This is a genomic window from Pseudaquabacterium pictum (assembly GCF_005403045.1).
Classification (GTDB): Bacteria; Pseudomonadota; Gammaproteobacteria; order Burkholderiales; family Burkholderiaceae_C; genus Pseudaquabacterium; species Pseudaquabacterium pictum.
Map to the genome: position 1 here is coordinate 270,345 of NZ_BJCL01000003.1, position 26,269 is coordinate 296,613.

Here is a 26,269-nt window from a genome sequence, read left to right on the forward strand (position 1 = left end):
CCAACATAGAAAGTGCAGGAGCGAATTGACGCTTCGAACTGCGATGACGCCGAAGGACGGCCAAGTCGATATTGGATTCTCCTCTGGCCAGTTGCGCGACGGATTGAAACCTGCAGACCAGCACTTGGCTTGAATTCAACGCCGCGATCTAGGCGCGGCTTCTCAACTGTGCGGCCTAACTTTTTAGCTAACAGGCACCTTGCGGCGTGACGGCATTTGGCCCAGAATGAAATGACCGGGCAAATGGCGGCAAGCCGCAATGTGTCCGGTTGAGCGAACGGTTAGCCATCAGTCGGACCCCAAAGCCGAAATTCAACGTGCAATGACGCTGATCTGAAATCATTGTCAGCAGTTAAGATCTGAAGGTCGTGTCGTCTCGCCAGTTGTATTAGCAAAGCGTCGATGGTTCCAATCTGAACGCCATGCCTGCGACAGGCATTCCGAATCTCAGCTGCGTCAATGTAATCCTGCCGGTCCGGTTCGACGAACGCCAGGGCAGTGAATCGTTCTACGATGCTGTCGCGCGCCTTGGGGCCAGCAAAGCCCTGCAGGAGTTCCTGCAGCACAAGACCAGTGCTGAATACTTGATCGGTTCCAAGTAGAGCATTGCGCAGCGCAACAACTTCTAGCGTTTGGAGTTCCCCATCCCGTCGGAGTGCGAGAGACCAAACACTTGTGTCTACGAGCAGGCTCATGGCTCGCGAGAGCGCTCAGCTTTGTAATCGAACGAGGCGTCCCAGTCGAGCTTGCCGAAAAGTTCGGCAACGCGCTTCTGCTCGCGGCGGGCGATGAACTCCTGCAGAGCGCGTGTGACTGCAGCCTTCTTGGTCGCTTCTCCGCTGAGGAGGAAGGCGCGTTCCAGGAGGTCTTGATCTAGGGCGAGGTTGGTGGCCATGTGTGACTCCTTTGTCGGCAGTCTACACATCCTGTGCGACGGCAGCAATCACAGTCTTGGCAGTGCGCGGGTGGCGTTTCTGATGGCTAACGTCTGAGCTAACCGAACCGTTGCGGTATGTGGCTAAAGGCTCGGAATGAAATGGCGGGCCTCTAGCCGCATGCCGCAATGGGTCCGGTTGAGCGAATGGTTAGGCGTCACTGCATTGTCTGCAGTAGTCCCAAAATAGCTCTTCTGCAAGTGTTCATTTGTAACCCTCAGGCGCATACACTTGAGGCCAAAGTCAAAAAAGCACTTTAAGCTCTATATGCGTGTCAACAGTGCTGTCAATTTCTCATTTGAAGGTGTGCGATAAGCTAAAAACTCTTCGCATTCCTGGATGAGCAAGTTTGTAAGATTCTCGACGCGACCCATTGGTGAGTCACGAAAGGCCTCGCCGTACCATGATTTGAAGATTTTCTGGGGAAAACCCGTTGAGTAGCCTTGGGCATGCGCTAGTATCTCAGCTGCGACAGATATTCTATACTGACCATGTTTCCAAGCTAGTTCGTAAATTTCGGCTGTAGTTATGCATATTTCTTCTGGGGTCAACATGTTGGTAGTCATTGACGACCTAATCCTCTCCAAGTGGGGGGCTAGTGATGCCCGAAACTGATCTCGATTACGCTGCCACTCTTCTAACCGCCGGTTTTGTTCGATAAGCAAATTACAGCCGTAGGGGTCATCTGGGTCCACCCCGTACTTTTCGTTCAAAAAACGTTCAAAGTGCATAGTCTACGTTGACTGAGTAATACCTTTGGGTGTTTGTGACGCCTAACGTTTGAGCTAACCGGACCGTTGGGGTATGTGGCTAAAGGGCCAGAATGAAATGTAGGGCCTTTAGCCGCATGCCGCAATGGGTCCGGTTGAGCGAGGGGTTAGGCGTCGCACTTCGGCGGTAGGAACGGGATCACCCACCAGTTGTTTCCCGATGGATCCGAAATTTGGAAGCTTCCTTCATCGCTTTCTGAAGAAGTTCCGCTTCGCTGATTCAAAACGCCTCGTAGTTCTAGCTCACTTCTATAGTGCGCTGGGTTTGCTGCGTGAATAAATAGCATTGGTGCATAGCAGCCGTGATGTTCCCTGTCATGCGCAAGACTCGGAAGTCCTGGACTTAGGCAGATGCTCATTTGAGCCGGGCCCTTTGGCCGCAATACAACGTAGCGGCTGTCGCAAGAGTTGGCATCGTCTAGTACATCAAAATCGAGGCGATCACGATAGAAGTGAAGTGCGGCTTCGAAATCGTCCACTAGGACATTGGTTGATCTATGTGGCCAAGCTGGGATGGAGGAGTTGGCGCTACGCTTTCGAGCCATGAGTTGTTCAAAAGTTGGTCGACAACAGTGGGATAGTTGAATTGCTATAGGTGCAGAAGCTGCCCAGCCCGCTGCGAGAATTTGAGAGCTTCGTCGCCAAAGACCTGCAAATGGCGCTAGGAGGCTGCGCTTAGAAGATTGCGACCTATTAAAAATTTACGAAGACTGACATCAATTTCTAGACTCGCATACACTGCCCAAGAGTTGTCCAATCTATTTGGACTATACCGCTGCGCTGTGCTTCCATTGCACTGACCGCGGTAGGTTTAGTACCTTGGCCTTGCCAGTGAATCGCGGACTCGGGAGCGTTTGCGGCGCATAACGTTTGAGCTAACCGGACCGTTGCAGTATGTGGCTAAAGGACCAGAATGAAATGGAGGGCCTTTAGCCGCATGCCGCAATGGGTCCGGTTGAGTGAATGGTTAGTCGTCACTGCGCGCCCTGAGCTGAATGGATAAGGTTAAAGAGCTGCTGGTTCCAGAGAGCGTGCGCACGAGGATGGAGATGGTTCTTAGATCGCTCGGGCAGCGTTACGCCAGCGGTAGTTGCGGCCGCATTTAGGTCCTCAACAGAGGTCGTCCAGCTACTCGGCCAAGGGTTGATCAAGGATCGGAGCATCTGGATGTCGATGTCGCGGCAGCGCTCGTAGACCGAGGCAGCCTCTGCACCCAGTTTCGCCCAGGCTGTGAAGCTCGTTAGGGTTGGGATCCAGGCCCAGAACTGGACAGACTCTCCGCAGAACTGTCGGACTTCTGAAGACAGTGCTTGTCGCGACAGTCTTGGTACATCAGGGGTGATGATCGCAAGCAGCGTCTCGGTGTACTGCTCGTACGACGGATGCACCTGATAGTCGAGGTTGAAGCCGCAGAAGGTTGCCCCTGCCGAGTCGGCGAGGCTGATCCACAGCAGATCGCGATGCTCTGACCAGGGAGTCGCGGTCCACTCGGTGTCGACAATGATGCGACGCATGCGGCCCTCTGTTTGTGACGCCTAACGTTTGAGCTAACCGGACCGTTGCGGCATGTGGCTAAAGGCCCAGAATGAAACGGCGGGCCTTTAGCCGCATGCCGCAATGGGTCCGGTTGAGCGAATTGTTAGGCGTCAGTTTTGGCTCTAGGAACGGGCCCTTTGGCCAAACGCTCCGCCATCCTGGTTTGCCAACCTGGACCTGTTGAACGCCAACGTTCAATGACTTCAGGAGGAAGGCGAAGACTGATCAGCTGCCGCGGGTTCTCCGATTTAGGACGCCCACCTTTGTTGACGACAGCGCGCTTCAGCATGCCATCTGTCAGTTCTGGGAGATCTTTGTATTCATGTGGCTTCACCACATGAGAATCCACTTTGGTGAGATCAGAGCCCAAAGTACGAGGCGAGGCGGGTTTGCTCACGATCATTTGCCTTTCGCATGCTGAAGATGTGTCTGACAGCGCCGCGGGGTGTATAGCCCACGACTACGAGGCGTCCGCGAAGAAGCCCGAAGCAGAGTACACGGCGTTCGCCATAGTCCTTTCGTTCGTCATCGACCTCCATGGTGACGCCTTTGAAGACTTCTTGTGCGTCTTGGAAGTCCAGTCCGCGCTCTTCTAGGGTCTTGGTCCGCTTGGTGGGATCGAACGCGATGCGCATGCGGTAAGTGTAGATACAAAAACGCTAGACTGCAAGGGTCTTGATCAGCCACAGGCGCTGCGAGTCCGACGCCTAAAGTTTGAGCTAACAGGGCCGTTGCGGTATGTGGCTAAAGGCCCAGAATGAAATGGAGGGCCTTTAGCCGCATGCCGCAATGGGCCCGGTTGAGCGAATGGTTAGGCCACACTGCTTGGCTGTGCAAACGCCTATTTTGCAGGCTTGGCTGCGATGACCTCGCACTCGACAAGCAATTTTGGATCGACGAGTTGAGAAATGAACACCGCAGTAGAAGTTGGCTTGTGATCGCCAAGGAACTGGGCGCGTGCGCTGCGAACAACCCGGATGTCTTGACCAGCCACAATAAACAGCGTGATCTTGACGGTAGAAGATGCATCTAGTCCATGAGCAAGTAGGAGGGACTTGATGTTGTTGAACATCTGAACAGACTGCTCTTCCAGAGTCGAAGGAACTGACCCATCCGGTTTGATGCCAACTTGGCCAGAGAGGAAGATCAGTTCTGTGCCTGTTGGTACCACTGCCGTGTGGCTGTATCCGGTGGGCGTGTGAACGTCTTGCGGATTGATAAATGCAGTCATGGGTGTGGTCTCCTGGAGTTCAATCAGATGCTGAAATGCGCAGGTCTCGAATAGTGGGGTCTAACGTTTGAGCTAACCGGACCGTTGCGGTATGTGGCTAAAGGCCCAGAATGAAATGGAGGCCCTTTAGCCGCATGCCGCAATGGGTCCGGTTGAGCGAAGTGTTAGGCCGCAGCGCCAGGCTGGCGCCAGGCGGTTACATGTGCCACAATGCAACCACATTGGTTGCCTTTTGGTGTGAGACATGCCCACGACCTTGACGTTGAAGAACATACCCGATGCCGTGTACGAGCGGTTGAAGAGCGCTGCAGAGATGCACCGACGAAGCTTGAACAGCGAAGCGATTGTGTGCCTTGAGGCTGTGCTGCTCCCGACGAAGCTGGCGCCGAGCGAGAGGCTTGCCAGGGCCAGAGAACTGCGTGCTGCGTTGCCAAGGCAGACGTTCTTTGCTGAGGACATTGAGAACGCGAAGCGAGATGGCAGGCCATGATCGTAGTTGATACGAACGTGCTGGCCTACCTGTACTTGCCAGGCGAGCACACGGCCGCGGCGGAAGCGCTACTTGAGCGAGCTCCGGACTGGAGCGCACCGATTCTTTGGAGAAGCGAATTCCGAAACATCTTGGCCGGCTATGTGCGACGGAACGACATTTCTTTTGAGCAAGCTGTGAGCTTGCAGGCAGAAGCTGAAAGCCTGTTGGCAGGCGGTGAATATGAGGTCGAATCCCGCGCAGTTATGGAGCTTGGTCGAGATAGCGACTGCTCCGCGTACGACTGCGAGTTCGTTGCTCTAGCGATGAAGTTGGACACGAAGCTCTTCACAATGGACAAGAAGCTTTTACGAGCCTTCCCGAACCGCGCGCTGCCAATTTCTGCGGCCTAACGTTTGAGCTAACCTGACCGTTGCGGCATGTGGCTAAAGGCCCAGAATGAAATGGCGGGCCTTTTGCCGCATGCCGCAATGGGTCCTGTTGAGCGAACGGTTAGGCATCACGCGAGGTCTTCGGGCGCCATTGGTTTGCCCTTTCATTTCTGCTCGCGAGTGTTGCCGTTTCTGTAACGCGTTTCGCCCGTGTTGCTGGGGTCTTGGCACTAACGATCCACTCTAGGATGCCACGTTTGACAGACCTTGGGAACAGATTGAAGTTCTCGCTGGCTTGCGGATAGCTCGCAAGCGCTTGACCAAGGTCCTCTGGGACGATTAAGTCTTCTACGGCATCTAGTTTCGACCATGTTCCGTCTGCTTTCGCGAGTTCGACCTTGCGCAAGCCTGCTTCAGCCATCAGGCCGGCCTGAGTCAGCCTATCAACCCGGATCTTGTTTGGTCTTGACCAGCCGGTGCCGGACTTTCGCGGCGCGAACCATAGAAGGGTACGTTCTGCATCCAACTTGTTGGGCTTGCTATCTACCCATCCAAAACACAAAGCTTCTTCGACAGCTTCATCGTATTCGAATCTTGGCTTCCCAGTGTCCTTCTTGAAGGACACCAGCCAAACGCCAGTCGTTCGAGTGTGATTCTGCTCAAGCCATATTCGCCAGTCCCCGCGCGTGAGCGGTTGTATTGATGGTTGAGGTGCTTCGGTCAATTTGGTGAGGCCTAACGTTTGAGCTAACCGGACCGTTGCGGCGTGTGGCTAAAAGCCCAGAATGAAATGGCGGGCTTTTGGCCGCCCGCCGCAATGGGTCCGGTTGAGTGATTGGTTAGGCGTCACTTTGGACGCATCCGTTGGCGCGGTAGTTCTCAACTCGGTTTATCCTTCGGGTCTTTCGAGAAGACTTGAAAGTAGACTGAAATCGGCTTGCCAGTCATTGGCCAGTTACAGTTATCAAACCAGACCCAGACAGTTTGTCCTATTGCCAATTCAATTCTATCGATATCCCCGCCAAAGGCGCTATATATCTCGGCCTTGTTGCGTAGGCGAATAGTTACAAGCCTTTTAGTGCTTGTTTGACGGATTGTTACATCAAGTCCATCGAGCACTGCTATCGTCCCATGCAGATTCGCCGGTGATGGTTTCACGTCTGATCCATCTGGGACGGGTAATCTACAGCCTGCTGCGGATGAACTCCCAAATGAAGCCATAGCAAGAATCAGTATGGGCATCGCGAGTGGTCGCAGCATGACTTTGTGACGCCTAACGTTTGAGCTAACCGGACCGTTGCGGCATGCGGCTAAAGGCTCAGAATGCAATGGAGGGCCTTTAGCCGCATGCCGCAATGGGTCCGGTTGAGCGAATGGTTAGGCGTCACTTGCGCTGCAGCACAGCAACTAGTTCAAAGTTGGGATCGTCTGCGAAGTCTCCGGGCGCAATGAATCCTAGTTCATTCCACTTTACCTTGAGCCCGGCTTCTTCGTAGCAACGAGCGACATATTCGGAGCAGATGTATTCGCTGTCCGGTTCAATTTTTTTCTTTTGCTTCTTGGAGAAAGGAATTCTCGATGCCATGATTCTTGCTGCAATCTTCGCGATCTCGTCATTGTCATAAGGGTAGCCAAACTGATCAATGGCGAACTGAGAAAGCTGAGTTAGAGCACCATGCTTCGCGACGCTCTCAAATTCGGTGTGCCGGATAACGGCGATGCCGCCAGGGTAGGGGTTGCCATCCTTTTTGTAGTTCTCAAGATATTTGGACAGGCGAACGGTTCTTACACCGATGGACTCTACGCTCTCAAGCAGTATGATTCGATCAATTTCGTCAAGGCGTAGGACGAATGCCACATGACTCCAGACGCTGTCCGTAGCGTTCTGGATCATCGCCGAGAAGAAGCCGGTACCCGAGCACAGTACGACGTCGCCGTTTCGCAGTTCGCTTCTCACATCGTTGTAGTAGTTGCGAACCTTGTTAGTAGGAAACGTTTTTCGAGATAGTGCCATGTTGTCCTCTCTAATTGTAATGTACACGCGAGATATCTGTCGCGGCTAACAAGCGGGTTGGAGCCAGATGCGTGCGAGAACCGCAGTTGCTGTGAGGATACTCAGTCCGATGTGCATCCCCTTAATGAGGGTTGGATCATCCGGTTGATTGAGGTCAAGAATTGGAAGAAACTGTGGAGTGATTGGCTCTGAAGGTTGTTCCTTGTACTTCTGAATCGCCCTCCAGACAGCAAGCGCCACTTCTTGCGATGACACCACAAGGCGACAGTTCAGAAAAGCGAAGATCGCATAAGCGACCGTAAGTCCAATGAGTAGTTCAGGCGGGGGCTTGCTCGATGCCCACGCGAACCCAATTACGCCCGCGGTGACGGCTTGGTAGTAGGCCCAGAACTTGTGAGTTTGATCAGAGATGCTGCGTAGGTGTGACATCGCATCGGTGAGTTTCATGTCGTTTCCAGTGGTGGTTGAACCCTGTATTGTTGAAGAAAAGCTGATGAGGCCTGTACAAGCGCTCGAAGTTGCGCATTGGCACATTTGGGTTTCGATGTGTGCGGCAATGCTGAGCGGCTTTGCTCGTGCTGCGTTGGGGTGCGCGTTCTTGTGTGACGCCTAACGTTTGAGCTAACCGGACCGTTGCGGTATGTGGCTAAAGGCCCAGAATGAAATGGCGGGCCTTTAGCCGCATGCCGCAATGGGTCCGGTTGAGCGAATGGTTAGGCATCGGCGGTTCAATCATTAAAGTGAGTTCATTCACGCTTGAATGCAGTATGACCGGTTTCGCACATTTGATTTGACTCATCGGATTGCGTTGGGCGTTGCTTCTTGCATTCGGTGTACTGATGACCAGAATGCCACCATACCTCACAACCGGCGCGTTTCACGTCCAAAAAAGTCTTGTATTTAGCAAGACCGGGCTCGATAAACACAACATTGCTTGCGGAATCCTGCATCGGATTCTCTGTCGCCACAAATTCAGAATAACCAACATACCCGCCCAACGAATTCTTGGAATTGACCAGGCCGCATAGAGATTTGCCATTGTCGCCACTAGATGCGGTAAGGTTTTTGAACTGTGCCGATTCAGGATCCTTGAGCCGAACCTTCACGAGATCGATCAGCTTCGCATTGTCCTTCTGAATTTGCTGCTGTAATTTGATGTATTTCTGCTCAGTGGTTTCCGAGCATGAGGAGAGCAGTGCAAGAGAAAGCAGCATCGGTACAGTGACTAAAAGTCGTTGAGCCATAGTGATGTAGAGAGAGATTTGAGGTAGAGCGCAGGTGACGGATTCCGATGCCTAACGTTTGAGGTAACCGGACCGTTGCGGTATGTGGCTAAAGGCCCAGAATGAAATGGCGGGCCTTTAGCCGCATGCCGCAATGGGTCCGGTTGAGCGCCGTGTTATGCGTAGCGCCAACGACGAAGCGGTGACGCCAGCAGTGTACGGACGCGGGTTGAAGCTGAGCCAGCCGGCAAGAGCCAATGCGCGGCAGGTGGTTGAGCGCGGGACACAAAACCTTTGCGGACGGAACTGATTGACGCGTGGCGATGGCAGTCTCTGTGCGCTGACATGGTTCTCGGTGCACCGAGGGAACAACTGCCAGAGCGGCGGAGTTTTGCTGAGGTTCGGGCCGGCCACCGAATGCATTTGATTTTCGCGGGGTACCTGACGCATAACGTTCTAGCTAACCGGACCGTTGCGGTGTGGCGGCATTTGGGCTACGGTTTTGTAGCCCAAATGGCGGCACGCCGCAATGGGTCCGGTTGAGCGCAGTGTTATGCGTAGCGCCAACGACGAAGCGGAAACGCCCGCCGCGCGTGGTGGCTGATTGAAGCTGAGCCAGCCTGCATGAGCCAATGCGCGGCAGGTGGTTGAGCGCGGGACACAAAACCGTTGCATGCGGAACTGATTGACGCGTGGCGATGGCAGTCTCTGTGCGCTGACATGGTTCTCGGTGCACCGAGACAATGGCTGCCAGAGCGATGGAGTCTTGTCGAGGTCAACGCTGGCCACCGACTGCATTTGATTTGCGCGGGGTACCTGACGCATAACGTTTGAGCTAACCGGACCGTTGCGGTATGTGGCTAAAGGCCCAGAATGAAATGGCGGGCCTTTAGCCGCATGCCGCAATGGGTCCGGTTGAGCGAATGGTTAGGCGTCACCGCGTTTATTGGGCGGTTGAGAATGCTAATCACTGATAGCTCCTGTTCTTCGCGTTGGTGGCTTCACGCAAACTCCAAGTAGAGCGCAAATAGGGTTGAAGCAAACCCCAACCAGAACACGGCGCTGAGTAGACGAGCAACGATGATCAGCCTTCTGGTCTGGGGCTCAGTCATCAGTGCGCGGGACTCGCGCCCCCAGATGAACTGCCGCTTGATTGGCGTTGCATAACCCGGTAGTCCTGCGCTGAACGTCCAGTCGGAGATTTGTTGCGCTATGGGATGTCCGGCTGCTTGCAACTTAGCAACCAACCGCTCACGCACTAGTTGAAGTCCGGCGACTGGAATCACCAGTGCGAAAGGAAAGATCCAGAAGATGGTGTCCGACATGCGACGGTGGTGCCTGTGACGCCTAACGTTTGAGCTAACCGGACCGTTGCGGTATGTGGCTAAAGGCCCAGAATGAAATGGAGGGCCTTTAGCCGCATGCCGCAATGGGTCCGGTTGAGCGAATGGTTAGGCCGCATTTTTGGCGTTGATGGAAGGCGACGATTTATTGAAGCCTACTGCGGGCCTGACTGATGCTTGCGCCGCATGTAACGTACCGACTTACTTCACACAAGTAGGTTACACAACGAGTATTACCGTGACGCCGATCATGTCTTCGGCTTGAACACTTTAGTTTGCTTGAGCTCACCGCTCCTGTCGTACAGCTTCCACTCGCCAACTTTCTTCCCGTCTTCGTAGTTGCCCTCGTCCCACAACTGGCCGTTCTCGTAGTAGCGCTTCCATGGACCCACCTGATGCCCACAGTTGAAGGCTCCCGCCTGAAGTGGCGCGCCATTTTCACGCCACCACTCCCAGAAGCCATCAAGCTCTCCATCCGAGTAGTTACCCACAGCCTTCAGTCCGCCGCTTTTATAGTACCAATCCCATTTCCCATCCCGCTTCCCATCCTTCATGTGTCCTTTGCCAGACAGGCCTCCATCGGCGAACAGTTCCGTGCAGGGACCATCTAGCGGTGTTGGATTCTCTGACTTCATGGCACCTCTGAAAGTGACCGATATGCGGCCTAACGTTGAAGCTAACCGGACCGTTGCGGCATGCGGCTAAAAGCCCAGAATGAAATGGCGGGCTTTTGGCCGCATGCCGCAATGGGTCCGGTTGAGCGACCTGTTAGGCCGCATTTGTGGACGGCTGCCGACCTGGACAGCGATGGCCAAGCGCGCCGGTAACACGACTGCGCAAGAACTTGGTGCTTTAGGCCACGGACTTGAACGAAGCGGCATGCGGCCCACGCTAACCGAACAAGAGGCACGGTGCAACAAGGGCCGCACCGAAGAACTGACTGCGCGGCGCAGCACGCCGGCGCGACGCGCCAACCAACAACAAGAGAAAGCAGCGTTCGCAAGCTGGCAGGGACTGCACGCCAGAACAGCCACCGGGCCTATGTTCTTCATGGTGCCCGCAGCCGCCTCGACGCCTAGAACGACCACCGTGCGTGCCTTGTCTTGACTTTGCGCGCTGGCCTTGCCGGAAGCGGGCTGACTGTGCCGACCAGTGTGGAAACTGCCGAGCGCGCGCAGAACTGCATTCATTGCCGTTGGCAAGCGGCGCCGGTTCAAATATGCGGCCTAACGTTTGAGCTAACCGGACCGTTGCGGTTTGTGGCTAAAGGCCCAGAATGAAATGGCGGGCCTTTGGCCGCATGCCGCAATGGGTCCGGTTGAGCGAATGGTTAGGCATCAGTGTTCGTTGTGAGCCTGCGCAGAAGCGCTAGTGCCGCCTGCGTTGAAGACACAAGCTCATGATCGGACATTTGCTGCCTCGAAGCTAGGGCATTGAGCAAATGCTGTCTAGCTTCGCCGTACAGACCTGCTTGCAGCTCGGCCTTGCCAAGGTGGTGATACGCAAAGTGCTGAAGGTCAGCGAGCGCTGGATCTGCGTTGCTTCTGGACAGTGCTGCTCGGGCAATCTCAACTGCTGCGGCAGCATCGTTGATCGCCTGGAGGGCTTGGACTTGTCGCAGTTGTGTCGCAATCAGGCCTCTGTAGTCCTGGATCGACTCTTGTGAGCGGGCGCAGTCATGCAGTGTCTTGAGCGCTTCATCTTTGCGACCAAAGCAGATGAACATGAAGGCAACTTGGCTACGTGACCGCGAAGCTTGTCTTTGGTCCCTTTCGAACTCCAGATTTGCCAGCAGGCTGTTTATTGCAGCTTGCATGAGCTCTGGTCGGGATGCCTCTGGAAGCAACCAAGGTGGGCCCAGAACGTATTCAGTATTGACCGTACCGTCGACGGTTAAAGCCTTCACTACCTGATGCCTAACGTTTGAGCTAACCGGACCGTTGCGGTATGTGGCTAAAGGCCCAGAATGAAATGGCGGGCCTTTAGCCGCATGCCGCAATGGGTCCGGTTGAGCGAAGGGTTAGGCCGCACTTTCGATCACGGTTGACAATCTTATCTCACAGAGGCGCATGAACTCTGTATTCCCCCGTGCTTCAAGGGTGCCGCTACTTATCAGTGCCGCCACACGCTGAGCATAGAAGCCAAGTGGAACAGCTGAGAACCGATTATCAAGTGACACTAGGGTCTCACCAATGACTCGTATGGCTTTCGTCCAGGTACATGTGGTATTGGTCAATAGTTCATGGTCGATAGTGTCGATATCTGCGTTCTTTAGTTGCGCTACAGCCTTCTGTTCCGACTCGTGCAAACAATGATCAGAAGTAGGCTCTACTTCCTCTAGTTCTGGACAAAGTGCTATTGCGTGTGATCTCAGCACTTCATGACTGCCTACCAGCATAGTTGCAAGGGCCCTTAGGTGGCCGCTTCTTTCGGCGGGATCTGTTGCTGCCATAACATCTGCGACTGATGCAGTCAGCGCAGCTTTGGCGTGTTCAAGCGCGGCTTGAAGATCAATAGATTTTTCTTGAGGCATTTCTTAGTGCGCGATGGCTGCTGTGCGGCCTAACGTTTGAGCTAACCGGCATTTTGCGGCATGCGGCAGTTGGGCGAGAATAATGAAGCCCAACTGCCGCATGCCGCAAAATGTCCGGTTGAGCGATTGGTTAGGCGTCGGTGTTCGATGGCGCCGGCTAGTGCGACAGCGCCTGGCAAGTGCTAGACTCATGACCCATGAACGCTCGCATTGACCACCTGTTGGACGAGGCACTGTCTCTTCCTACTGACGACAGATCTGCACTCGTTGTAGCGCTGCTCGACAGTCTTGAAGGAAGTGATGATGCCAGCGTCTCTGACGCTTGGCGACAAGAAATTCGTCGCCGGCGCGCTGGGTTACGTGATGGGACGATAGTGCCGGTGGCTTGGGCAGAGGCTAAAGCAAGGCTTTCTGCGCTGTGAGTCTATTTGATGTTCAGATCCTGCCCGATGCTGAGGCAGAGATTGGTGCTATCTATCTTTGGTACTTCGAGAGAAATCCGCAAGCTGCAATTGCGTTTCGGGATGAAGCGCTCAGTTCCATGGACGACTTGGCTGAATCTGCAGGTAAGTGGAGGGAAGACGACGATGGAACTCGTCGTCGCCTACTTCGGCACTTTCCATACACAGTTTTCTATGAGGTCGATCAAAGGACTGTCATCGTTCTTGCGGTAGCACACAACCGGCGTGCACCTGGATACTGGCGTGGTCGTTGACGGCGGGAAGTTGCAGTTTCCGACGCCTAACGTTCTAGCTAACCGGACCGTTGCGGTGTGGCGGCATTTGGGCTACGGTTTTGTAGCCCAAATGGCGGCACGCCGCAATGGGTCCGGTTGAGCGCAGTGTTATGCGTAGCGCCAACGACGAAGCGGAAACGCCCGCCGCGCGTGGTGGCTGATTGAAGCTGAGCCAGCCTGCATGAGCCAATGCGCGGCAGGTGGTTGAGCGCGGGACACAAAACCGTTGCATGCGGAACTGATTGACGCGTGGCGATGGCAGTCTCTGTGCGCTGACATGGTTCTCGGTGCACCGAGACAATGGCTGCCAGAGCGATGGAGTCTTGTCGAGGTCAACGCTGGCCACCGACTGCATTTGATTTGCGCGGGGTACCTGACGCATAACGTTTGAGCTAACCGGACCGTTGCGGTATGTGGCTAAAGGCCCAGAATGAAATGGCGGGCCTTTAGCCGCATGCCGCAATGGGTCCGGTTGAGCGAATGGTTAGGCATCACTGCGTAGTTCCCGCGATCGACTGGCCAAGTGAGACCAAAGTTGGAGCATTGGTGAAAAGTGACTCAACCACTTTCTTTACCGCTTCGGCGCTAGCCTCTTTCATCCCGCCTTTGACTACACCGCGAATCTTGTCGGAAACGCTGACCTGAGGTTCTAGAGCCGACGGAACTTGACCAAGTAAGGCAAGACTCTTTGTGGTCAACCTTGCTTGTACGAATGTAGTTCCGTCAAGTGTGGCCTCGCTGTATTCAATGAAACCTTCTTTGCGTAGGAACTCAATCGTCCAATAAACCGGCTCGATCGCTTTAAAAGACTCGTCGTATTCTGCGTCTGAAGGCAGTGTGTCCATTGCAACTTTGGACGCACTGATTTCGACTGGTATCGGAAATGCGAGGTAGAGCTTGTCAAGAACAAGCAGTGTGGTCTTGTTGAAGCGATCGATGTTCGGCGGTACTGACATGGTAGTGGAGTGAATTTGTGATGCCTAACGTTTGAGCTAACCGGACCGTTGCGGTATGTGGCTAAAGGCCCAGAATGAAATGGCGGGCCTTTAGCCGCATGCCGCAATGGGTCCGGTTGAGCGAATGGTTAGGCATCACTGCGAGCAACTAGTGCTTAACAAGGGCCAAAAGTAGCGTGGATACAATATCCGAGCGTCTTATGATTCCGGCATACTTCCCAGAGGCGTCTATGACGACGGCTGACTCTGCGCCGCTTGCATCCAGCATCGAAAGTGCCTCTGCATTCGATGTGGTGGTCTTGATCTTGAGCTGCCGCCCTTCGTTCTCTGCTCGGGCCTTTGGGTATGCGACCAAATCCCAGAGCTGCGTTTGTTCCAACTGTTGGTAAACGCGTTTGTAGTCGTATTCAGATCGATCACCTCGCATCATCTGCTCTAGCTCAATGCGAAGGAGATCAAAGAAGTATTGTTTGTGAAAGTATCCAAGAACCTTGGTTTCGCTGTCGAGAACTACAAGCATCTCGAACGTTCCATCAAGTAAACCTGGATAAATGCTCCGAGCAACTGGGTTGACTTGATGCGCTTTGATCTCTCGGTCTTCCGCGGGGGCCGTCAGTAGCACGACCTGGGAACCCATTCCCATGAAGGTCTTTGCTTGAGCGACCGATTGGATGGCCGAAGCAGATGGAGATACAGGCTTGATGTTTCCAGTGGGATTAACAGCTTGTGAGGCAACGCTCTGGAACTTGGCTTCGACTCCAAGTCCCTTGAACTCAACGAGTCGACCCGAAAGGCCTAGATAGAGGACAGTCGGAGCGAAAATGACGGCGACGAGAAGGGCGCCGCTATCTGACTTGAGTTTTCTGTCACACCACCAAGCCAACGTCAGGCCAACCATGAGGGAAACAGCCGTAGCTAGGAGCGATGCGAAGTCAACGTTCATGGCGCGCGTCAGTTTGAATGTGATGCCTAACGTTTGAGCTAACCGGACCGTTGCGGTGTGTGGCTAAAGGCCCAGAATGAAATGGCGGGCCTTTGGCCGCACGCCGCAATGGGTCTGGTTGAGCGAATGGTTAGGCCGCATTTCGCACCATTGTGACGAACTCAACCAGATCTGATACCACTGGTATTTGATGATAGCCAGATTGGGATTTGGCATGCGGAGCTAGCCAGACGCCTTGAACGCCGAAGCTTCGAGGGCCAATGGCATCGTTTTCAAGTGAGTCGCCAACCATTGCAATCTGTTCCAGCGGCAGTTTTGTCACTGATTCCACCACCTGCCAAAATTCTTTCTGATTCTTCTTGAATCCAATATCCATAAAGCAGAAGACATCGGTAAAGTAGGTGGATAGCCCGCCACGGTTTAAGGCGGCAACAATGTCGGGCTTGTACGAAATGGAGGCATTAGTGGCGACAAAGAGGGGCATTGTTCTGGATAGATCTGCAACTGCTTCCAGGGCTGAGTTGATCACCTCGACTTTTGGCCAGTACGCCATCGAACGATCTTGAGGTCCGATCTCGGACATTAGCGTGCCGCCCCAGTCAAAACAGGCGGCTCGAACTGGTGCGGTGATTCGCATATGCGGCCTAACGTTTGAACTAACCGGACCGTTGCGGCATGTGGCTAAAGGCCCAGAATGAAATGGCGGGCCTTTAGCCGCATGCCGCAATGGGTCCGGTTGAGCGAATGGTTAGGCCGCGATGCTTGGTCGTGGACGGGCAAGCGCCGAAACTAGCCTGCCAACTTCTTGCACTGAGTTCGACATGATTCGTCCATCTTGTTGGCAGCCCCTTCAACGAACTTTCGCCAAGCGAGAACATGACCCTTGCGTAGCGTGTCAGGTACCATGCCCGTATGCACAATTTCACCTCTGAGTTCAACGAGCGCGTTGATTGCCTCGGTCACTGTTTTCTTAGTGCTGCCCAGATAGCTTGGAATAATGCTAGCGGCGATTGACTTATAAGGATCATCAACCCCTGTTTGTGCGAGGAGATTCTTTACTTGGCCTGCTTTGGCGGTATTCATTCCGAACTTGTCGCTGTCATTTCCAATTGCTTGTGTTCTGACAATTTCGATCCAGAGGGAGCGCCAGCCGGGAATGACAGTCAGTTCCCAAGCAGTCCGCTTTTCTAAAGATTTCCGGATTTGTTCGGGGACTTTGTCCGGTGCAACTTCATTGGCAACATTTTGGACAAGCTCAACGGCGAGCTGTTCTACAAAGTTCTCCCAAATCCCATAGGTGAACACGACTGCCGCAGCGAAGAGTGCGCGTTCCTTTACGGATGGTTTACCTTGGCCGTCCTTCACGTAACTCAACAAGTTGTCGACGACGCCAAGTGCATCTGCGATGTTGTGGTGTGCGGTCGTTCGTTCGTCTGTCCAGTGAGGCATGGTTACTTCCGTCTTCAGTTTGGAGTGGGCGCGATTGCGTCTCTCGCTGCCTAACGTTTGAGCTGAGCAGACACCACCAGCTTAGCGCTTGGCCCGCGAAGCGGATGATGACTCTGGCCGTTTCGCGGGCCAAGCGCTAAGCCGGTGCGGGTCCGCTCGAGCGAAGGGTTAGGCCGCGCCACCCTCAAGCCCTGAGTGTTTGAAACTAGTGCGGCTGACAACATGCTGCTCAGCTTGGCCTCCAACCTCGTGGGAGTAGATTGACATCGATTGGACACTTGGACTCGAGAACACCTCGCAGCAGTTCACGGCGCTCCCCGTCCAGCTTCTCGCGAAGAGACTTGAGGCGAGTGACTGTAGCTTCGTACTCCTTGGTCGCAGTGGCTGGGTCTTGGCCGCCCAGCCTGCCATAAATTTGGTCGCTACGAGCCTTCGTGAAGTTGGCGTTGTTCTGAGCAATCTGAACGTTTATTGCAGTGATCTGCGCTTGTACCGCCTCACATCTAGTCTTCTCGGAGTTGCGAAGTCCCTCGATCTCGTTGCGACGTTGCTTGAGTTCCTCGTCTCTAAGTCGCAGCTCTACATCCTTCTGCGACAATTCGCGATTTTTGAGTTGCAGTTCTGACGTTTTCTGGTCCAGTTCTCGGGACTTGTTTCGATGCTCCATCCACTGGAGCGCATTCCCCGACAGAGAAAGTGCCAGTCCGACGACCGCGGCGTAACTGCTCCAGCGCGAGGTGATTTTCGGCACGGTAGGCGACGACTGGTCTTTCATGGGGGTGGTGTCCGACTTCGCCTCGTTCACGTGTACTCCTGATTTCATGCATTAGTCGCGCTGGGGCAGTGTGTGTTTGCGCGGCCTAACGTTTGAGCTAACCGGACCGTTGCGGTATGCGGCTAAAGGCCCAGAATGGAATGGCCGGCCTTTAGCCGCATGCCGCAATGGGTCCGGTTGAGCGAATGGTTAGGCCACACTGGGCAACTGTTGTAGTTGAAGTGAGCGTTCCATGGATCTGCAAGGTGTCTCTAGTTTCAGCGGCGACCATTCCTATCATCTCTCTTCTTCTTTGAGTTCCAATCGCAACTGCCACAATCACAGCATTGAAGGAAGTTGCCGACTCTCGATAGACATTTTCCATCATTCGAATCCAAGCCTCCATCGCATGGTAGATCGCATCCAGGATCGCATTCACCCCGTTGAGACTTGAGACCGAAGTTTTGAGGCCGGACATTTGCATGCTTCCTAAACTCGTTCCCACAGCATTGCACTCTAGCGTTTAGAACTGCCCAACCCTTAACTACACCGAAGCGACGTACTGCACGAAATCCCAGCGTTGAACAACTCTGCTTTCCGGTATGTATTCTGTAGGCGCAAGAGAAGCCCTTGTACGGTGAAATGTAGGACTTGTAGATTTTGATTGCAGCCAGGAGGGCACGGCGCATGTTGTGGGGCCTAACGTTGAAGCTAACCGGACCGTTGCGGCATGCGGCTAAAGGCCCAGAATGAAATGGCGGGCCTTTGGCCGCATGCCGCAATGGGTCCGGTTGAGCGACCTGTTAGGCCGCGCTGGTGGAAGTGTGCAGCCCCAAACAGCTTTGTGCGGGCGCACTGACCTCGCGATTGCGCAGGACCTTGGTGAAAGCGGCACAGGCGCTGGATGAAGCGGCATGCGGCCCACGCTAACCGATGAAGTGTCACGCTGCAACACGGGCCGCACCTACGAACTGACTGCGCGGCGCAGCACGCCGGCGCGTAGCGCCAACCAATAAGTAGCTTGGTGAGGTTCGAGGCGGCACTGGAGCAGCAAAGGTAGCGCAGTTGCCAACAGTGCAACGAGTTGCGGCGACCATGATAGTTGGCCCAGCTGCCTTCGGTTTTGTGTTTGAGCTGCCGAGAAGGGACCCGCGGGTTGCGTGCGAAGCCTTGGCTGATACTCGGCGCGGCAATAGCGGCAGGGCGTTTCAACTGTGCGGCCTAACGTTGAAGCTAACCGGACCGTTGCGGTGTGGCGGCATTTGGGCTAGGGTTTTCTAGCCCAAATGGCGGCACGCCGCAATGGGTCCGGTTGAGCGACCTGTTAGGCCGCACTGGTGGAAGTGTGCTGACCCAACCAGTTTGTGATGAGCGCACTGGCCTGGCGAATGCGCAGGACCTTGGCGGACACGCCGGAAGCGGTGGACGTAGCGGCATGCGGCCCACGCTAACCGATGAAGTGCCATGCTGCAACATGGGCGGCACCCAAGAACTGACTGCGCGGCGCAGCACGCGGGCGCGAAGCGCCAACCAAAAACTGGCTTGGTGACTTTTGAAGCGCCACTGGCGCAGCAATGGAAGCGCAGGAGCCGAACCTTGCTTGGTTTCGCGGAGACGCCGAAGGGCGGCCAGGTCGGCTTTGGTTGTTCGGGGTGCTGGCTGCGCAACAAACTGAACGATGCGCACCAAAACTTGGTTCGAACTCAACGCGGAGATTCCGGCAGGGCGATTCAACTGTGCGGCCTAACGTTCTAGCTAACCGGACCGTTGCGGTGTGGTGGCATTTGGGCTACGGTTTTGTAGCCCAAATGGCGGCACGCCGCAATGGGTCCGGTTGAGCGCCGTGTTATGCGTAGCGCCAACGACGAAGCGGCGACGCCAGCAGTGTATGAATGCTGGTTGAAGCTGAGCCAGCTGGCAAGAGCCAATGCGCGGCAGGTGGTTGAGCGCGGGACACAAAACTGTTGCATGCGGACCTGGTTGACGCGTGGCGATGGCGGTCTCTGTTCGCTGTCATGGTTCTCGGTGCACCGAGCCAATGGTTGCCAGAGCGATGGAGAACCGCGGAAACGGACGCAAGGCACGGTTTGCATTTGATTTCCGCGAGGTACCTGACGCATAACGTTTGAGCTAACCGGACCGTTGCGGTATGTGGCTAAAGGCCCAGAATGAAATGGAGGGCCTTTGGCCGCATGCCGCAATGGGTCCGGTTGAGCGAATGGTTAGGCGTCATCTGGTAGCCGTCGCATAGTAAAGTGTGTTTCACCCGAGTCCGCCATTCTGTGCAGTTCAAGCGCAAGGTTCATTCCCAAAATTGACTGTGGTGCGAACGCTGCGAGTTGAGAGATGGGTTCGCCTGTTTCTGCATGCCGATACTCTGCTGTCTTCATGACTGGCACTTTGCATTCCTCCACACGAAGTTCGCCAATAAAGTCGATATTTGAAACCCTAACTCGACCGTGGGGAGTTTCGATAAGAAAATGGTCTTCATCGCGGTAGCTGGAGTGCAATTGCACTTGGCATGGCTGCCCGACCACAACATCTTTGAACGCGTCGTTGACCGACTGAATTGCGGCGAAGAAGGCTTGGGTTAAATTGGCTCGCTCGCCTGTAGATGAGGAAATGAGAATCGCATCGTTTCCAGCGGCTTTGGCGATAACGTCCAATGCGGCCTCCAACAGATCGTCGTTCAATGTTGGGCTGAGGATCAAGGACGCATGTTTTAGATCGACGACGCGCCGAATCTGTTGCATTTCCATGATATGCAGCCGGTCTTTGAATTCATTCGGATCCAAGCTGGCCACTTCCCTGAGTTCAATTCCCTGTTGTTTTGCAAAATCGATTGCACCCGCTGCGAAGCCTGTTGTAGAGACTGCAGTGACCTTGTTGAAACCGAAGCGCATTCTGCGGCCGACAAGTTGTTCAATCCAGGAGCCTGGTGCGGCGCCATGTCCAGGGCGATCACGGCATTCAATGAGCCAGGAGATTGTGGTTGAGCCAATCTTTCCATTAATCTCGATATCAAATTCTGCAATCTGTACGCCCTCGTCGTTGAACACTCTCTCATTGGACTTGACCGTAAATCCAGGTGGAAGGAGTTCTTGCTCAACGAAAGCGACTAGGGCTTCAAGCTGCTTGCCATCGGAGGACATGGTTTTGATGACGCCTAACGTTTGAGCTAACCGGACCGTTGCGGTATGTGGCTAAAGGCCCAGAATGAAATGGCGGGCCTTTGGCCGCATGCCGCAATGGGTCCGGTTGAGCGAATGGTTAGGCGTCAGTGCTATGCCTGATTCGATGAGGAAGTTGAGGCCCATGAGATTAAATCGTGATTTCATGGTTTCTATGCCATTCAGCTAGCCTCTGCAACTAGATCGTCAAGCAATCGCAGCAATTCAGTCGAATTGTTAGTGCTGCCTTGGGCATCATGGAGCAGGGCCTCGTCTAACAAAGCAGTAGCAGACAGGCCAGCATAAAAGAACAATGGTGTTGAGTCGCCTCGGGCGCGCATGAGATCTAGGAGGCGAAAGCCTTCACGCTGGCCTTCCTTCCTGCCCATATCCGAGATTACAGCGAGATATTTGTTCCGTTCAAGAAGTGTGAGTGCGAGTCCGGTTGTCAACGCGTAAGAAATGTGTATTCCACGCCGCTCAATGTCGAAGGCGAGGTTCTCGTTATTCTCGGGCCGGTCATCCACCCACAGAACTCGATACTTGGGTGCTTGATATGAAAGTTGCACTTGGTCTTCAATCGGGAGAGCGTGGCGATCGTTTTCTGACGCCTAACGTTTGAGCTAACCGGACCGTTGCGGTATGTGGCTAAAGGCCCAGAATGAAATGGCGGGCCTTTAGCCGCATGCCGCAATGGGTCCGGTTGAGCGAATGGTTAGGCCGCACTGTACGCAAGTGCTGATGAGTTAACTTCTTGTAGAGTGCAGCCGCCTTTGCTGTAGGTATAGGCGTATATGTATGACTCTTCATCGGGACCCACCAACCAGATGGTATTTGGCTTTGTATCAAGCAATGCATTCCACTTTCTCGCCGAATTGATCGATACAGACTCTGCGGGCGCGCCATCAGAAAGACCAATAAGTTCTATTCGGAGACGCTTCAGTTCTGCACTAGACTTCTTGACTTCACCAAGGATTCGAGGTGCATGAATAGCGCCTTTATCATAGGCGGCTAAGTCAAATGCCCATCCTTTGGTTTGCATGCCGAGTTTCTCTTTTGGCCAGTTGTGGGTAAGGTGTAGGCGTGCGAGCGCCGCGAATGTAATGACAGGTTCTTGCCAAAGTGTGATTCTGCGGATCGGTTTGTCCTTACGACCCTCCCAGAATAGAACTTCGTTAGCAGAACTCATGCATGCACGGTATCGCCCGCCTTGCAAGTCATAAACCACCCCGTGGTCAATCGCGAGCATGCAGTCCCTAGCGTCTGCTTCTGCCACCTTGATTGATGTCTCGTCAAACCCCTGCGGGTCGTAGCTACGCTTCATGTCGTTGCAGTAGACCTTTAGCCAATCCTCGGTGACGCGATGAATGAATTGTTGAAGGGCATCCATGGTGTTTGTGCGGCCTAACGTTTGAGCTAACCGGACCGTTGCGGTATGTGGCTAAAGGCCCAGAATGAAATGGCGGGCCTTTGGCCGCATGCCGCAATGGGTCCGGTTGAGCGATTGGTTAGCCAGCATTGGTTGCCAACTGTGAGCGTTCAGGCATTGCACAGTGCCAAGACGGATTTGGCAAGGCGTGCGAACGCAGCACGCTGACACTTGATGACGGCCAAGGCCACCGGCGTTGCCGAGGCACGGACTGCGGAGCGCTCTTGCGCGCCGCCTGGCGGACTGACTGCGCGGCGCAGCACGCTGGCGCGAAGCGCCAACGGCGAACAAGCTGTGAGTTCTTGGCTGCGGTACAGCCGTGCAACTGAAGTGCTGGACGGGACCTGACTCTACGACCTGGCAACCCCTGGGAGATGAATACAACCCGCGACCTGCACAAGGCGAATTGCAACCTTTGCAAGCATGACTGCGCCAGTGGCGCGCGAAGCAGGCGTGCAGCAGGGCAGAGGCGAGAGTTTGCTGCGAGATGGTGAGCGGGCACCGAAGCTGAGCATGCAAAGCAGATTGATGCGGCGAACGTTTGCGATTGCATGCTGGCTAACGTTTGAGCTAACCGGACCGTTGCGGTATGTGGCTAAAGGCCCAGAATGAAATGGAGGGCCTTTGGCCGCATGCCGCAATGGGTCCGGTTGAGCGAATGGTTAGACGGCATTGCGTGCAAGTGCGACCTCCTTGAGTTCTTGCTAACCCAACTTAAAAACTTGGCTTGAGCTTGGTTCGATAGCAAAACCGCATGACTGGTAAAAGGCTATGGCTCTATTGTTGTCCTGAAGCACCCAGACCAGAACATTTTCGAATCCCGAAGACCTAAGGGAAGTTAAGGCTTCGGTCATGAGCGCTTTGCCAACCCCGCACCGCCAATATTGCGGGTCAACGTAAAGAGTCCAAATTTCGCCTGTTGCCTTTGGTGACTGCTCCGACCGGGATTCTCCAAATGTTGTGAACCCAGCAACCTTGCCATCAATCTTCGCGACTATAAAATCACACGTTTGATCGCGAATCACCTCCAACCATCGCGCTGCCCTAGACCGAACATCTAGGTTATTGAGGTACTCGTCCGCCACGATGTGGCGGTAGCCGGTTTGCCACGCTCTAATGTGAACAGCTGCGATGCCGTTCTCGTCTCCGATTGCTGCAGGGTGTATTTGCATGCCGTCTAACGTTCTAGCTAACCGGACCGTTGCGGTGTGGTGGCATTTGGGCTACGGTTTTGTAGCCCAAATGGCGGCACGCCGCAATGGGTCCGGTTGAGCGCCGTGTTATGCGTAGCGCCAACGACGAAGCGGAAACGCCCGCCTCGCCTGGAGGCTGATTGAAGCTGAGCCAGCCCGCATGAGCCAATGCGCGGCAGGTGGTTGAGCGCGGGACACAAAACCGTTGCATGCGGAACTGATTGACGCGTGGCGATGGCAGTCTCTGTGCGCTGACATGGTTCTCGGTGCACCGAGGCAATTGCTGCCAGAGCGACGGAGTCTTGCTGAGGTCGACGCTGGCCACCGACTGCATTTGATTTCCGCGGGGTACCTGACGCATAACGTTTGAGCTAACCGGACCGTTGCGGTATGTGGCTAAAGGCCCAGAATGAAGTGGCGGGCCTTTAGCCGCATGCCGCAATGGGTCCGGTTGAGCGAATGGTTAGGCATCACTTGGCGTGCTTCTCGAATGATGGTTTGCTCGCCTTTTGGCGCCTGCCAACTGATAAGACAGTAACGCCAACACAGCCAAACTGAGTGCTTGAAAATCCGTCAGCCAATGCCACTCCGTTACCCAGTAGCAAATTCGAGGAACACCGAATAGTACGAGCCATATCGATACGAAGTGGACGATTGTATCCTCCAGGATTGCCTTTTCGCGATTAGGATAGTTAGGCGGTAGATTGATGCTCAAGAATCTTGCTAGCCCAAGTGCGCGACTTGCGCCAATTCCGCATGCAACTATGCGGGGTGTCCAGTAGTAGTCTTGCTTCATCCATAAGTAAGATGCACAGACAACAGCAATGCAACCAAGGAGTTCAATGTAGTTCAAGGATGAAAAAATGCTAACGCCTCTGCGAATTGAAAAGCTCGGTCGATGAGTGCGATAAGCTGACTTTAACCAATCGGTGAGGAGATTAGTAGCAACACCAATGACTATCCCGACAAGAGCGAGGATCCAGTATTTGCTACTCTGAATTTCTTGTATAGCCTCCGCCAACAGCGTCTCCCTTGTGATGCCTAACGTTTGAGCTAACCGGACCGTTGCGGTATGTGGCTAAAGGCCCAGAATGAAATGGCGGGCCTTTAGCCGCATGCCGCAATGGGTCCGGTTGAGCGAATGGTTAGGCGTCGCCGTCATGGCCTGCACACTGGTGCTGAGGCTGCGACTAAGCAGCAAGCGAAACACCCTGTTGGCTTTGAGGCGCTCGCTGGCTTTTCCAGTTTCGTGAACCCAGATGCGATTGCTGCCGACAAAATTAGCAAACTGACCCAAAAGAACGCGTGCTCTAGCATTGCCCAAGTCTTTCCTTTGGCTTGTAGGAACGGAATGCTTTGCGGTCCCTGCGCCTTTTCCCAGAAGTCTCCGAAGTTCTTGTGCTCAATAGTGCTGCTGGCAACAACCCCACCACACATCCCAGCCATAACCATAAACGCAAGGGCAAGGTAGAGCGGAACGCGATTGTTCTCGGTGATTAGAGCGGAAACAAACCAACCGGCCTTCTCGGAACCCAGAAGAGTTGCAAGACCTGCTGCCGCAGACAGGTAGATCCCGATGTGGAACTTTGTGTAGTCATATAGGCGCTCCAGTCGCTTGTCATCTGGTGCGCTTGGCGCGTCCGGTGGGGGTGGCAATACTGGGCTAGTATTGGATTGATTATCTGACACTGGACACCTCTGTTCTGTGGATTGCGACGCCTAACGTTGGAGGTGAGGCGCACGCAGCGGCATGGCGCCCTGGCCGCGCGACGCATGATGGGCCACCGCGTTGCGCGGCCAGGGTGCCATGCCGTTGCGTGTCGCCTCGACCGACGGGTTAGGCGTCGCCGTGCGTCGTGTACTCGCGAGTCCAGAATACAGAGCGAGAAGCCGCTGAAAAGTGGTTCTACTACTGTTGATCCACATTCTCTTTCCGCTTTCGATACTCGCCAATATCAATCTCACCATCGATGAGCGCCGCAACGTCTTGGTCAGGATGCTGTGATTTCGTTGCATCTTGCCTCGCCAGGGTCAGTCCGACAACTCCGTACACGAAGTTCGCTGCGAAGAGAATGCCGAATACAGGAAAGAAGACGTTGTCCCACTCCCTTGAGATTGCTCCCTCGACGCCTGCCCAGATGTATAGGAGTGTGCCGACCCACAGAGGGAAGAAGAGCCAGTTTCCTCGGCGGAAATGAGCTTTGGTTCGTTCTGAGGGTCTGAAGAGCATGACGCAGCGCGGATGGTTGGTTGCGACGCCTAACGTTTGAGCTAACCGGACCGTTGCGGTATGTGGCTAAAGGCCCAGAATGAAATGGAGGGCCTTTAGCCGCATGCCGCAATGGGTCCGGTTGAGCGAATGGTTAGGCCGCATTTTAAGTGATGTTTCAGTTGCGAGTTTGAAAGATTAATTGCGAGGTAGCGGTACGCTGGGCGGTTTGAGTGGAAGCCAATGCTCCGGTTTCCTAAACGGTGCGCAAGATGGCGATGCGCCTGTAGGGGTGTCGTACTTAAAAGACTGGAAACGATCGCTAGTGCAGTACACCGTAGCGAAAGAGAACTTTGGATGACCGTCACTACCTGGGCAGTAAAGTAGCACTTTTGCACCATCTGGTGGGTGCCTATAGATTACAAAACCGGAACCACTCGCGCCTAAAACTCTTTGCTGTAATGTTTGCCATGATGGAGGAATGGCTTCATACTCTTTCTCGCTCATGCAGTGAGACTGCAGTCTGCCTACTTGTGCCTGTGAGGCGTTTGAGGTCGCGATCGATGCGATCGCGAGAGACAGAGTGAGAGCAAATTTGGACATTGCGTCTTGCCAAGTTTTTTTAAAGAGATGGCTAGTGTGGCTGCCAGATTCTCGCTATGCGGCCTAACGTTTGAGCTAACCGGACCGTTGCGGTATGTGGCTAAAGGCCCAGAATGAAATGGCGGGCCTTTGGCCGCATGCCGCAATGGGTCCGGTTGAGCGAGGGGTTAGGCCGCACACTCGTGCGGTGACCGTTGCTCAGTTTTTTGTACAAGGCGAAACGTGTTGAACGCGTTAGATTTCGATTACAGCGGCCTGCCGCCCCCTTCCGAGCCGGGTCGAGCAGACTGCAGTCCAACATTGACGTTGCACTTGTCTTGAGAGGCCGCATTAAACCCGCAGACGGCCGAAATGTAGGCTGCGCCAGACTTCCACTCATAG

The 26,269-nt window shown here is 54.4% G+C and carries 32 protein-coding genes and 1 pseudogene; 5 read left to right on the plus strand and 28 right to left on the minus strand.

Translation table 11 applies throughout. The features are described from left to right. Nucleotides 1-281: 281 nt before the first annotated feature. The 7 genes from vapC to FFT10_RS08210 all read right to left on the minus strand — a co-directional run bounded on the left by vapC (nt 282) and on the right by FFT10_RS08210 (nt 4,472). On the minus strand, nt 282-695 hold the full coding sequence (gene vapC, locus FFT10_RS28805; protein ID WP_137732305.1) for a type II toxin-antitoxin system VapC family toxin: 414 nt from the start codon (nt 693-695) through the stop codon (nt 282-284). Further along, on the minus strand, nt 692-895 hold the full coding sequence (locus FFT10_RS08190) for a type II toxin-antitoxin system VapB family antitoxin (RefSeq protein ID WP_137732306.1): 204 nt from the start codon (nt 893-895) through the stop codon (nt 692-694). The genes vapC and FFT10_RS08190 overlap by 4 nt, the downstream gene beginning before the upstream one ends. Before the next feature lie 917 nt (nt 896-1,812). After that, nucleotides 1,813-2,250 carry a VOC family protein gene (locus FFT10_RS28810; RefSeq protein WP_373282480.1) on the minus strand — a complete coding sequence of 146 codons (438 nt, stop codon included), beginning with the start codon at nt 2,248-2,250 and terminating at the stop codon, nt 1,813-1,815. Between the two features lie 429 nt (nt 2,251-2,679). Then, nucleotides 2,680-3,219 carry a hypothetical protein gene (locus tag FFT10_RS08195; RefSeq protein WP_137732307.1) on the minus strand — a complete coding sequence of 180 codons (540 nt, stop codon included), beginning with the start codon at nt 3,217-3,219 and terminating at the stop codon, nt 2,680-2,682. A 125-nt stretch (nt 3,220-3,344) separates the two neighbouring features. Then, nucleotides 3,345-3,644, minus strand: coding sequence for a BrnA antitoxin family protein (locus FFT10_RS08200; RefSeq protein WP_137732308.1), 300 nt, complete (start codon nt 3,642-3,644; stop codon nt 3,345-3,347). Beyond that, nucleotides 3,601-3,876, minus strand: coding sequence for a BrnT family toxin (locus FFT10_RS08205; protein WP_137732309.1), 276 nt, complete (start codon nt 3,874-3,876; stop codon nt 3,601-3,603). The genes FFT10_RS08200 and FFT10_RS08205 overlap by 44 nt, the downstream gene beginning before the upstream one ends. 206 nt (nt 3,877-4,082) lie before the next feature. Beyond that, nucleotides 4,083-4,472: a RidA family protein gene (locus FFT10_RS08210; RefSeq protein ID WP_137732310.1), complete on the minus strand. Its 390-nt coding sequence runs from the start codon at nt 4,470-4,472 to the stop codon at nt 4,083-4,085. Nucleotides 4,473-4,728: 256 nt separating this feature from the next. On the opposite strand from FFT10_RS08210, the gene FFT10_RS08215 reads away from it, so the two are divergent. Both FFT10_RS08215 and FFT10_RS08220 read left to right on the plus strand, forming a co-directional pair. Then, a complete protein-coding gene (locus tag FFT10_RS08215; protein ID WP_228027008.1) occupies nt 4,729-4,962 on the plus strand; it encodes a FitA-like ribbon-helix-helix domain-containing protein in 234 nt (77 codons plus the stop codon). Further along, entirely contained in the window at nt 4,959-5,354 is a 396-nt protein-coding gene (locus tag FFT10_RS08220) for a type II toxin-antitoxin system VapC family toxin (protein ID WP_137732312.1), read from the plus strand. The genes FFT10_RS08215 and FFT10_RS08220 overlap by 4 nt, the downstream gene beginning before the upstream one ends. A gap of 100 nt (nt 5,355-5,454) precedes the next feature. Here the strand turns inward: FFT10_RS08220 and FFT10_RS08225 are convergent, their stop codons facing one another. From FFT10_RS08225 to FFT10_RS08255, 7 genes are all read right to left on the minus strand, one after another. Further along, the gene (locus tag FFT10_RS08225; RefSeq protein WP_137732313.1) at nt 5,455-6,057 is read right to left on the minus strand and encodes a YdeI/OmpD-associated family protein; all 603 of its coding nucleotides are present in this window, start codon (nt 6,055-6,057) and stop codon (nt 5,455-5,457) included. 155 nt (nt 6,058-6,212) lie between these two features. Further along, a complete protein-coding gene (locus tag FFT10_RS08230; RefSeq protein WP_137732314.1) occupies nt 6,213-6,491 on the minus strand; it encodes a hypothetical protein in 279 nt (92 codons plus the stop codon). Between the two features lie 226 nt (nt 6,492-6,717). Further along, nucleotides 6,718-7,347, minus strand: coding sequence for a C40 family peptidase (locus FFT10_RS08235; protein WP_137732315.1), 630 nt, complete (start codon nt 7,345-7,347; stop codon nt 6,718-6,720). A 45-nt stretch (nt 7,348-7,392) separates the two neighbouring features. Next, entirely contained in the window at nt 7,393-7,794 is a 402-nt protein-coding gene (locus tag FFT10_RS08240; protein ID WP_137732316.1) for a hypothetical protein, read from the minus strand. 299 nt (nt 7,795-8,093) lie between these two features. Continuing rightward, nucleotides 8,094-8,561: a hypothetical protein gene (locus FFT10_RS08245; RefSeq protein ID WP_137732317.1), complete on the minus strand. Its 468-nt coding sequence runs from the start codon at nt 8,559-8,561 to the stop codon at nt 8,094-8,096. Nucleotides 8,562-9,571: 1,010 nt separating this feature from the next. After that, nucleotides 9,572-9,895 carry a hypothetical protein gene (locus FFT10_RS08250; RefSeq protein ID WP_137732318.1) on the minus strand — a complete coding sequence of 108 codons (324 nt, stop codon included), beginning with the start codon at nt 9,893-9,895 and terminating at the stop codon, nt 9,572-9,574. 266 nt (nt 9,896-10,161) lie between these two features. After that, nucleotides 10,162-10,548, minus strand: a complete 387-nt coding sequence (locus tag FFT10_RS08255; protein WP_137732319.1) for a toxin-antitoxin system YwqK family antitoxin — start codon at nt 10,546-10,548, stop codon at nt 10,162-10,164. Nucleotides 10,549-10,720: 172 nt separating this feature from the next. Between FFT10_RS08255 and FFT10_RS08260 the strand changes: the two genes are divergently transcribed. After that, complete coding sequence (locus FFT10_RS08260; RefSeq protein ID WP_137732320.1) at nt 10,721-11,020, plus strand: hypothetical protein; 300 nt, start codon at nt 10,721-10,723, stop codon at nt 11,018-11,020. Nucleotides 11,021-11,243: 223 nt separating this feature from the next. On the opposite strand, the gene FFT10_RS08265 is transcribed toward FFT10_RS08260, so the two are convergent. Then, on the minus strand, nt 11,244-11,729 hold the full coding sequence (locus tag FFT10_RS08265; protein ID WP_137732321.1) for a hypothetical protein: 486 nt from the start codon (nt 11,727-11,729) through the stop codon (nt 11,244-11,246). Between the two features lie 204 nt (nt 11,730-11,933). Continuing rightward, the gene (locus tag FFT10_RS28815) at nt 11,934-12,446 is read right to left on the minus strand and encodes a DUF3658 domain-containing protein (protein ID WP_137732322.1); all 513 of its coding nucleotides are present in this window, start codon (nt 12,444-12,446) and stop codon (nt 11,934-11,936) included. A 197-nt stretch (nt 12,447-12,643) separates the two neighbouring features. On the opposite strand from FFT10_RS28815, the gene FFT10_RS28820 reads away from it, so the two are divergent. After that, a complete protein-coding gene (locus FFT10_RS28820) occupies nt 12,644-12,868 on the plus strand; it encodes an addiction module protein (protein WP_137732323.1) in 225 nt (74 codons plus the stop codon). Further along, nucleotides 12,865-13,161: a type II toxin-antitoxin system RelE/ParE family toxin gene (locus FFT10_RS28825; protein ID WP_137732324.1), complete on the plus strand. Its 297-nt coding sequence runs from the start codon at nt 12,865-12,867 to the stop codon at nt 13,159-13,161. The genes FFT10_RS28820 and FFT10_RS28825 overlap by 4 nt, the downstream gene beginning before the upstream one ends. A 512-nt stretch (nt 13,162-13,673) precedes the next feature. Here the strand turns inward: FFT10_RS28825 and FFT10_RS08285 are convergent. The 12 genes and pseudogenes from FFT10_RS08285 to FFT10_RS08335 form a co-directional block, all read right to left on the minus strand. Further along, complete coding sequence (locus tag FFT10_RS08285; RefSeq protein WP_137732325.1) at nt 13,674-14,138, minus strand: hypothetical protein; 465 nt, start codon at nt 14,136-14,138, stop codon at nt 13,674-13,676. A gap of 148 nt (nt 14,139-14,286) precedes the next feature. Further along, on the minus strand, nt 14,287-15,081 hold the full coding sequence (locus FFT10_RS08290; RefSeq protein ID WP_137732326.1) for a CBS domain-containing protein: 795 nt from the start codon (nt 15,079-15,081) through the stop codon (nt 14,287-14,289). A gap of 130 nt (nt 15,082-15,211) precedes the next feature. Next, nucleotides 15,212-15,718 carry an HAD family hydrolase gene (locus FFT10_RS08295; RefSeq protein WP_137732327.1) on the minus strand — a complete coding sequence of 169 codons (507 nt, stop codon included), beginning with the start codon at nt 15,716-15,718 and terminating at the stop codon, nt 15,212-15,214. Nucleotides 15,719-15,870: 152 nt separating this feature from the next. Further along, nucleotides 15,871-16,530, minus strand: coding sequence for a HEPN domain-containing protein (locus FFT10_RS08300; protein ID WP_137732328.1), 660 nt, complete (start codon nt 16,528-16,530; stop codon nt 15,871-15,873). A gap of 229 nt (nt 16,531-16,759) precedes the next feature. Then, the gene (locus FFT10_RS08305) at nt 16,760-17,335 is read right to left on the minus strand and encodes a hypothetical protein (protein WP_162520718.1); all 576 of its coding nucleotides are present in this window, start codon (nt 17,333-17,335) and stop codon (nt 16,760-16,762) included. 121 nt (nt 17,336-17,456) lie between these two features. Then, the gene (locus FFT10_RS28125; RefSeq protein ID WP_228027039.1) at nt 17,457-17,762 is read right to left on the minus strand and encodes a hypothetical protein; all 306 of its coding nucleotides are present in this window, start codon (nt 17,760-17,762) and stop codon (nt 17,457-17,459) included. Between the two features lie 31 nt (nt 17,763-17,793). After that, nucleotides 17,794-17,973, minus strand: a pseudogene (yidD, locus tag FFT10_RS28830) (membrane protein insertion efficiency factor YidD); the annotation flags it as partial. A gap of 1,533 nt (nt 17,974-19,506) precedes the next feature. Further along, entirely contained in the window at nt 19,507-20,436 is a 930-nt protein-coding gene (locus FFT10_RS08315; RefSeq protein WP_137732331.1) for a PDDEXK family nuclease, read from the minus strand. Between the two features lie 200 nt (nt 20,437-20,636). Beyond that, nucleotides 20,637-20,981, minus strand: coding sequence for a hypothetical protein (locus tag FFT10_RS08320; RefSeq protein ID WP_162520719.1), 345 nt, complete (start codon nt 20,979-20,981; stop codon nt 20,637-20,639). 188 nt (nt 20,982-21,169) lie between these two features. Continuing rightward, on the minus strand, nt 21,170-21,844 hold the full coding sequence (locus FFT10_RS08325) for a hypothetical protein (RefSeq protein WP_137732333.1): 675 nt from the start codon (nt 21,842-21,844) through the stop codon (nt 21,170-21,172). Between the two features lie 743 nt (nt 21,845-22,587). Continuing rightward, the gene (locus FFT10_RS28835) at nt 22,588-23,055 is read right to left on the minus strand and encodes a GNAT family N-acetyltransferase (protein WP_137732334.1); all 468 of its coding nucleotides are present in this window, start codon (nt 23,053-23,055) and stop codon (nt 22,588-22,590) included. 1,930 nt (nt 23,056-24,985) lie between these two features. Further along, a complete protein-coding gene (locus FFT10_RS08335; protein WP_137732335.1) occupies nt 24,986-25,306 on the minus strand; it encodes a hypothetical protein in 321 nt (106 codons plus the stop codon). Nucleotides 25,307-26,269: the final 963 nt, after the last annotated feature.

Coding starts and splice junctions, on each gene's coding strand:
- vapC (WP_137732305.1), bottom strand. CDS start 695: ATGAGCCTGCTCGTAGACACAAGTGTTTGGTCTCTCGCACTCCGACGG.
- FFT10_RS08190 (WP_137732306.1), bottom strand. CDS start 895: ATGGCCACCAACCTCGCCCTAGATCAAGACCTCCTGGAACGCGCCTTC.
- FFT10_RS28810 (WP_373282480.1), bottom strand. CDS start 2,250: ATGGCTCGAAAGCGTAGCGCCAACTCCTCCATCCCAGCTTGGCCACAT.
- FFT10_RS08195 (WP_137732307.1), bottom strand. CDS start 3,219: ATGCGTCGCATCATTGTCGACACCGAGTGGACCGCGACTCCCTGGTCA.
- FFT10_RS08200 (WP_137732308.1), bottom strand. CDS start 3,644: ATGATCGTGAGCAAACCCGCCTCGCCTCGTACTTTGGGCTCTGATCTC.
- FFT10_RS08205 (WP_137732309.1), bottom strand. CDS start 3,876: ATGCGCATCGCGTTCGATCCCACCAAGCGGACCAAGACCCTAGAAGAG.
- FFT10_RS08210 (WP_137732310.1), bottom strand. CDS start 4,472: ATGACTGCATTTATCAATCCGCAAGACGTTCACACGCCCACCGGATAC.
- FFT10_RS08220 (WP_137732312.1), top strand. CDS start 4,959: ATGATCGTAGTTGATACGAACGTGCTGGCCTACCTGTACTTGCCAGGC.
- FFT10_RS08235 (WP_137732315.1), bottom strand. CDS start 7,347: ATGGCACTATCTCGAAAAACGTTTCCTACTAACAAGGTTCGCAACTAC.
- FFT10_RS08240 (WP_137732316.1), bottom strand. CDS start 7,794: ATGAAACTCACCGATGCGATGTCACACCTACGCAGCATCTCTGATCAA.
- FFT10_RS08245 (WP_137732317.1), bottom strand. CDS start 8,561: ATGCTGCTTTCTCTTGCACTGCTCTCCTCATGCTCGGAAACCACTGAG.
- FFT10_RS08250 (WP_137732318.1), bottom strand. CDS start 9,895: ATGTCGGACACCATCTTCTGGATCTTTCCTTTCGCACTGGTGATTCCA.
- FFT10_RS08255 (WP_137732319.1), bottom strand. CDS start 10,548: ATGAAGTCAGAGAATCCAACACCGCTAGATGGTCCCTGCACGGAACTG.
- FFT10_RS08260 (WP_137732320.1), top strand. CDS start 10,721: ATGGCCAAGCGCGCCGGTAACACGACTGCGCAAGAACTTGGTGCTTTA.
- FFT10_RS08265 (WP_137732321.1), bottom strand. CDS start 11,729: ATGCAAGCTGCAATAAACAGCCTGCTGGCAAATCTGGAGTTCGAAAGG.
- FFT10_RS28815 (WP_137732322.1), bottom strand. CDS start 12,446: ATGCCTCAAGAAAAATCTATTGATCTTCAAGCCGCGCTTGAACACGCC.
- FFT10_RS28820 (WP_137732323.1), top strand. CDS start 12,644: ATGAACGCTCGCATTGACCACCTGTTGGACGAGGCACTGTCTCTTCCT.
- FFT10_RS08285 (WP_137732325.1), bottom strand. CDS start 14,138: ATGTCAGTACCGCCGAACATCGATCGCTTCAACAAGACCACACTGCTT.
- FFT10_RS08290 (WP_137732326.1), bottom strand. CDS start 15,081: ATGAACGTTGACTTCGCATCGCTCCTAGCTACGGCTGTTTCCCTCATG.
- FFT10_RS08295 (WP_137732327.1), bottom strand. CDS start 15,718: ATGCGAATCACCGCACCAGTTCGAGCCGCCTGTTTTGACTGGGGCGGC.
- FFT10_RS08300 (WP_137732328.1), bottom strand. CDS start 16,530: ATGCCTCACTGGACAGACGAACGAACGACCGCACACCACAACATCGCA.
- FFT10_RS28125 (WP_228027039.1), bottom strand. CDS start 17,762: ATGTCCGGCCTCAAAACTTCGGTCTCAAGTCTCAACGGGGTGAATGCG.
- FFT10_RS08315 (WP_137732331.1), bottom strand. CDS start 20,436: ATGTCCTCCGATGGCAAGCAGCTTGAAGCCCTAGTCGCTTTCGTTGAG.
- FFT10_RS08325 (WP_137732333.1), bottom strand. CDS start 21,844: ATGGATGCCCTTCAACAATTCATTCATCGCGTCACCGAGGATTGGCTA.
- FFT10_RS28835 (WP_137732334.1), bottom strand. CDS start 23,055: ATGCAAATACACCCTGCAGCAATCGGAGACGAGAACGGCATCGCAGCT.
- FFT10_RS08335 (WP_137732335.1), bottom strand. CDS start 25,306: ATGCTCTTCAGACCCTCAGAACGAACCAAAGCTCATTTCCGCCGAGGA.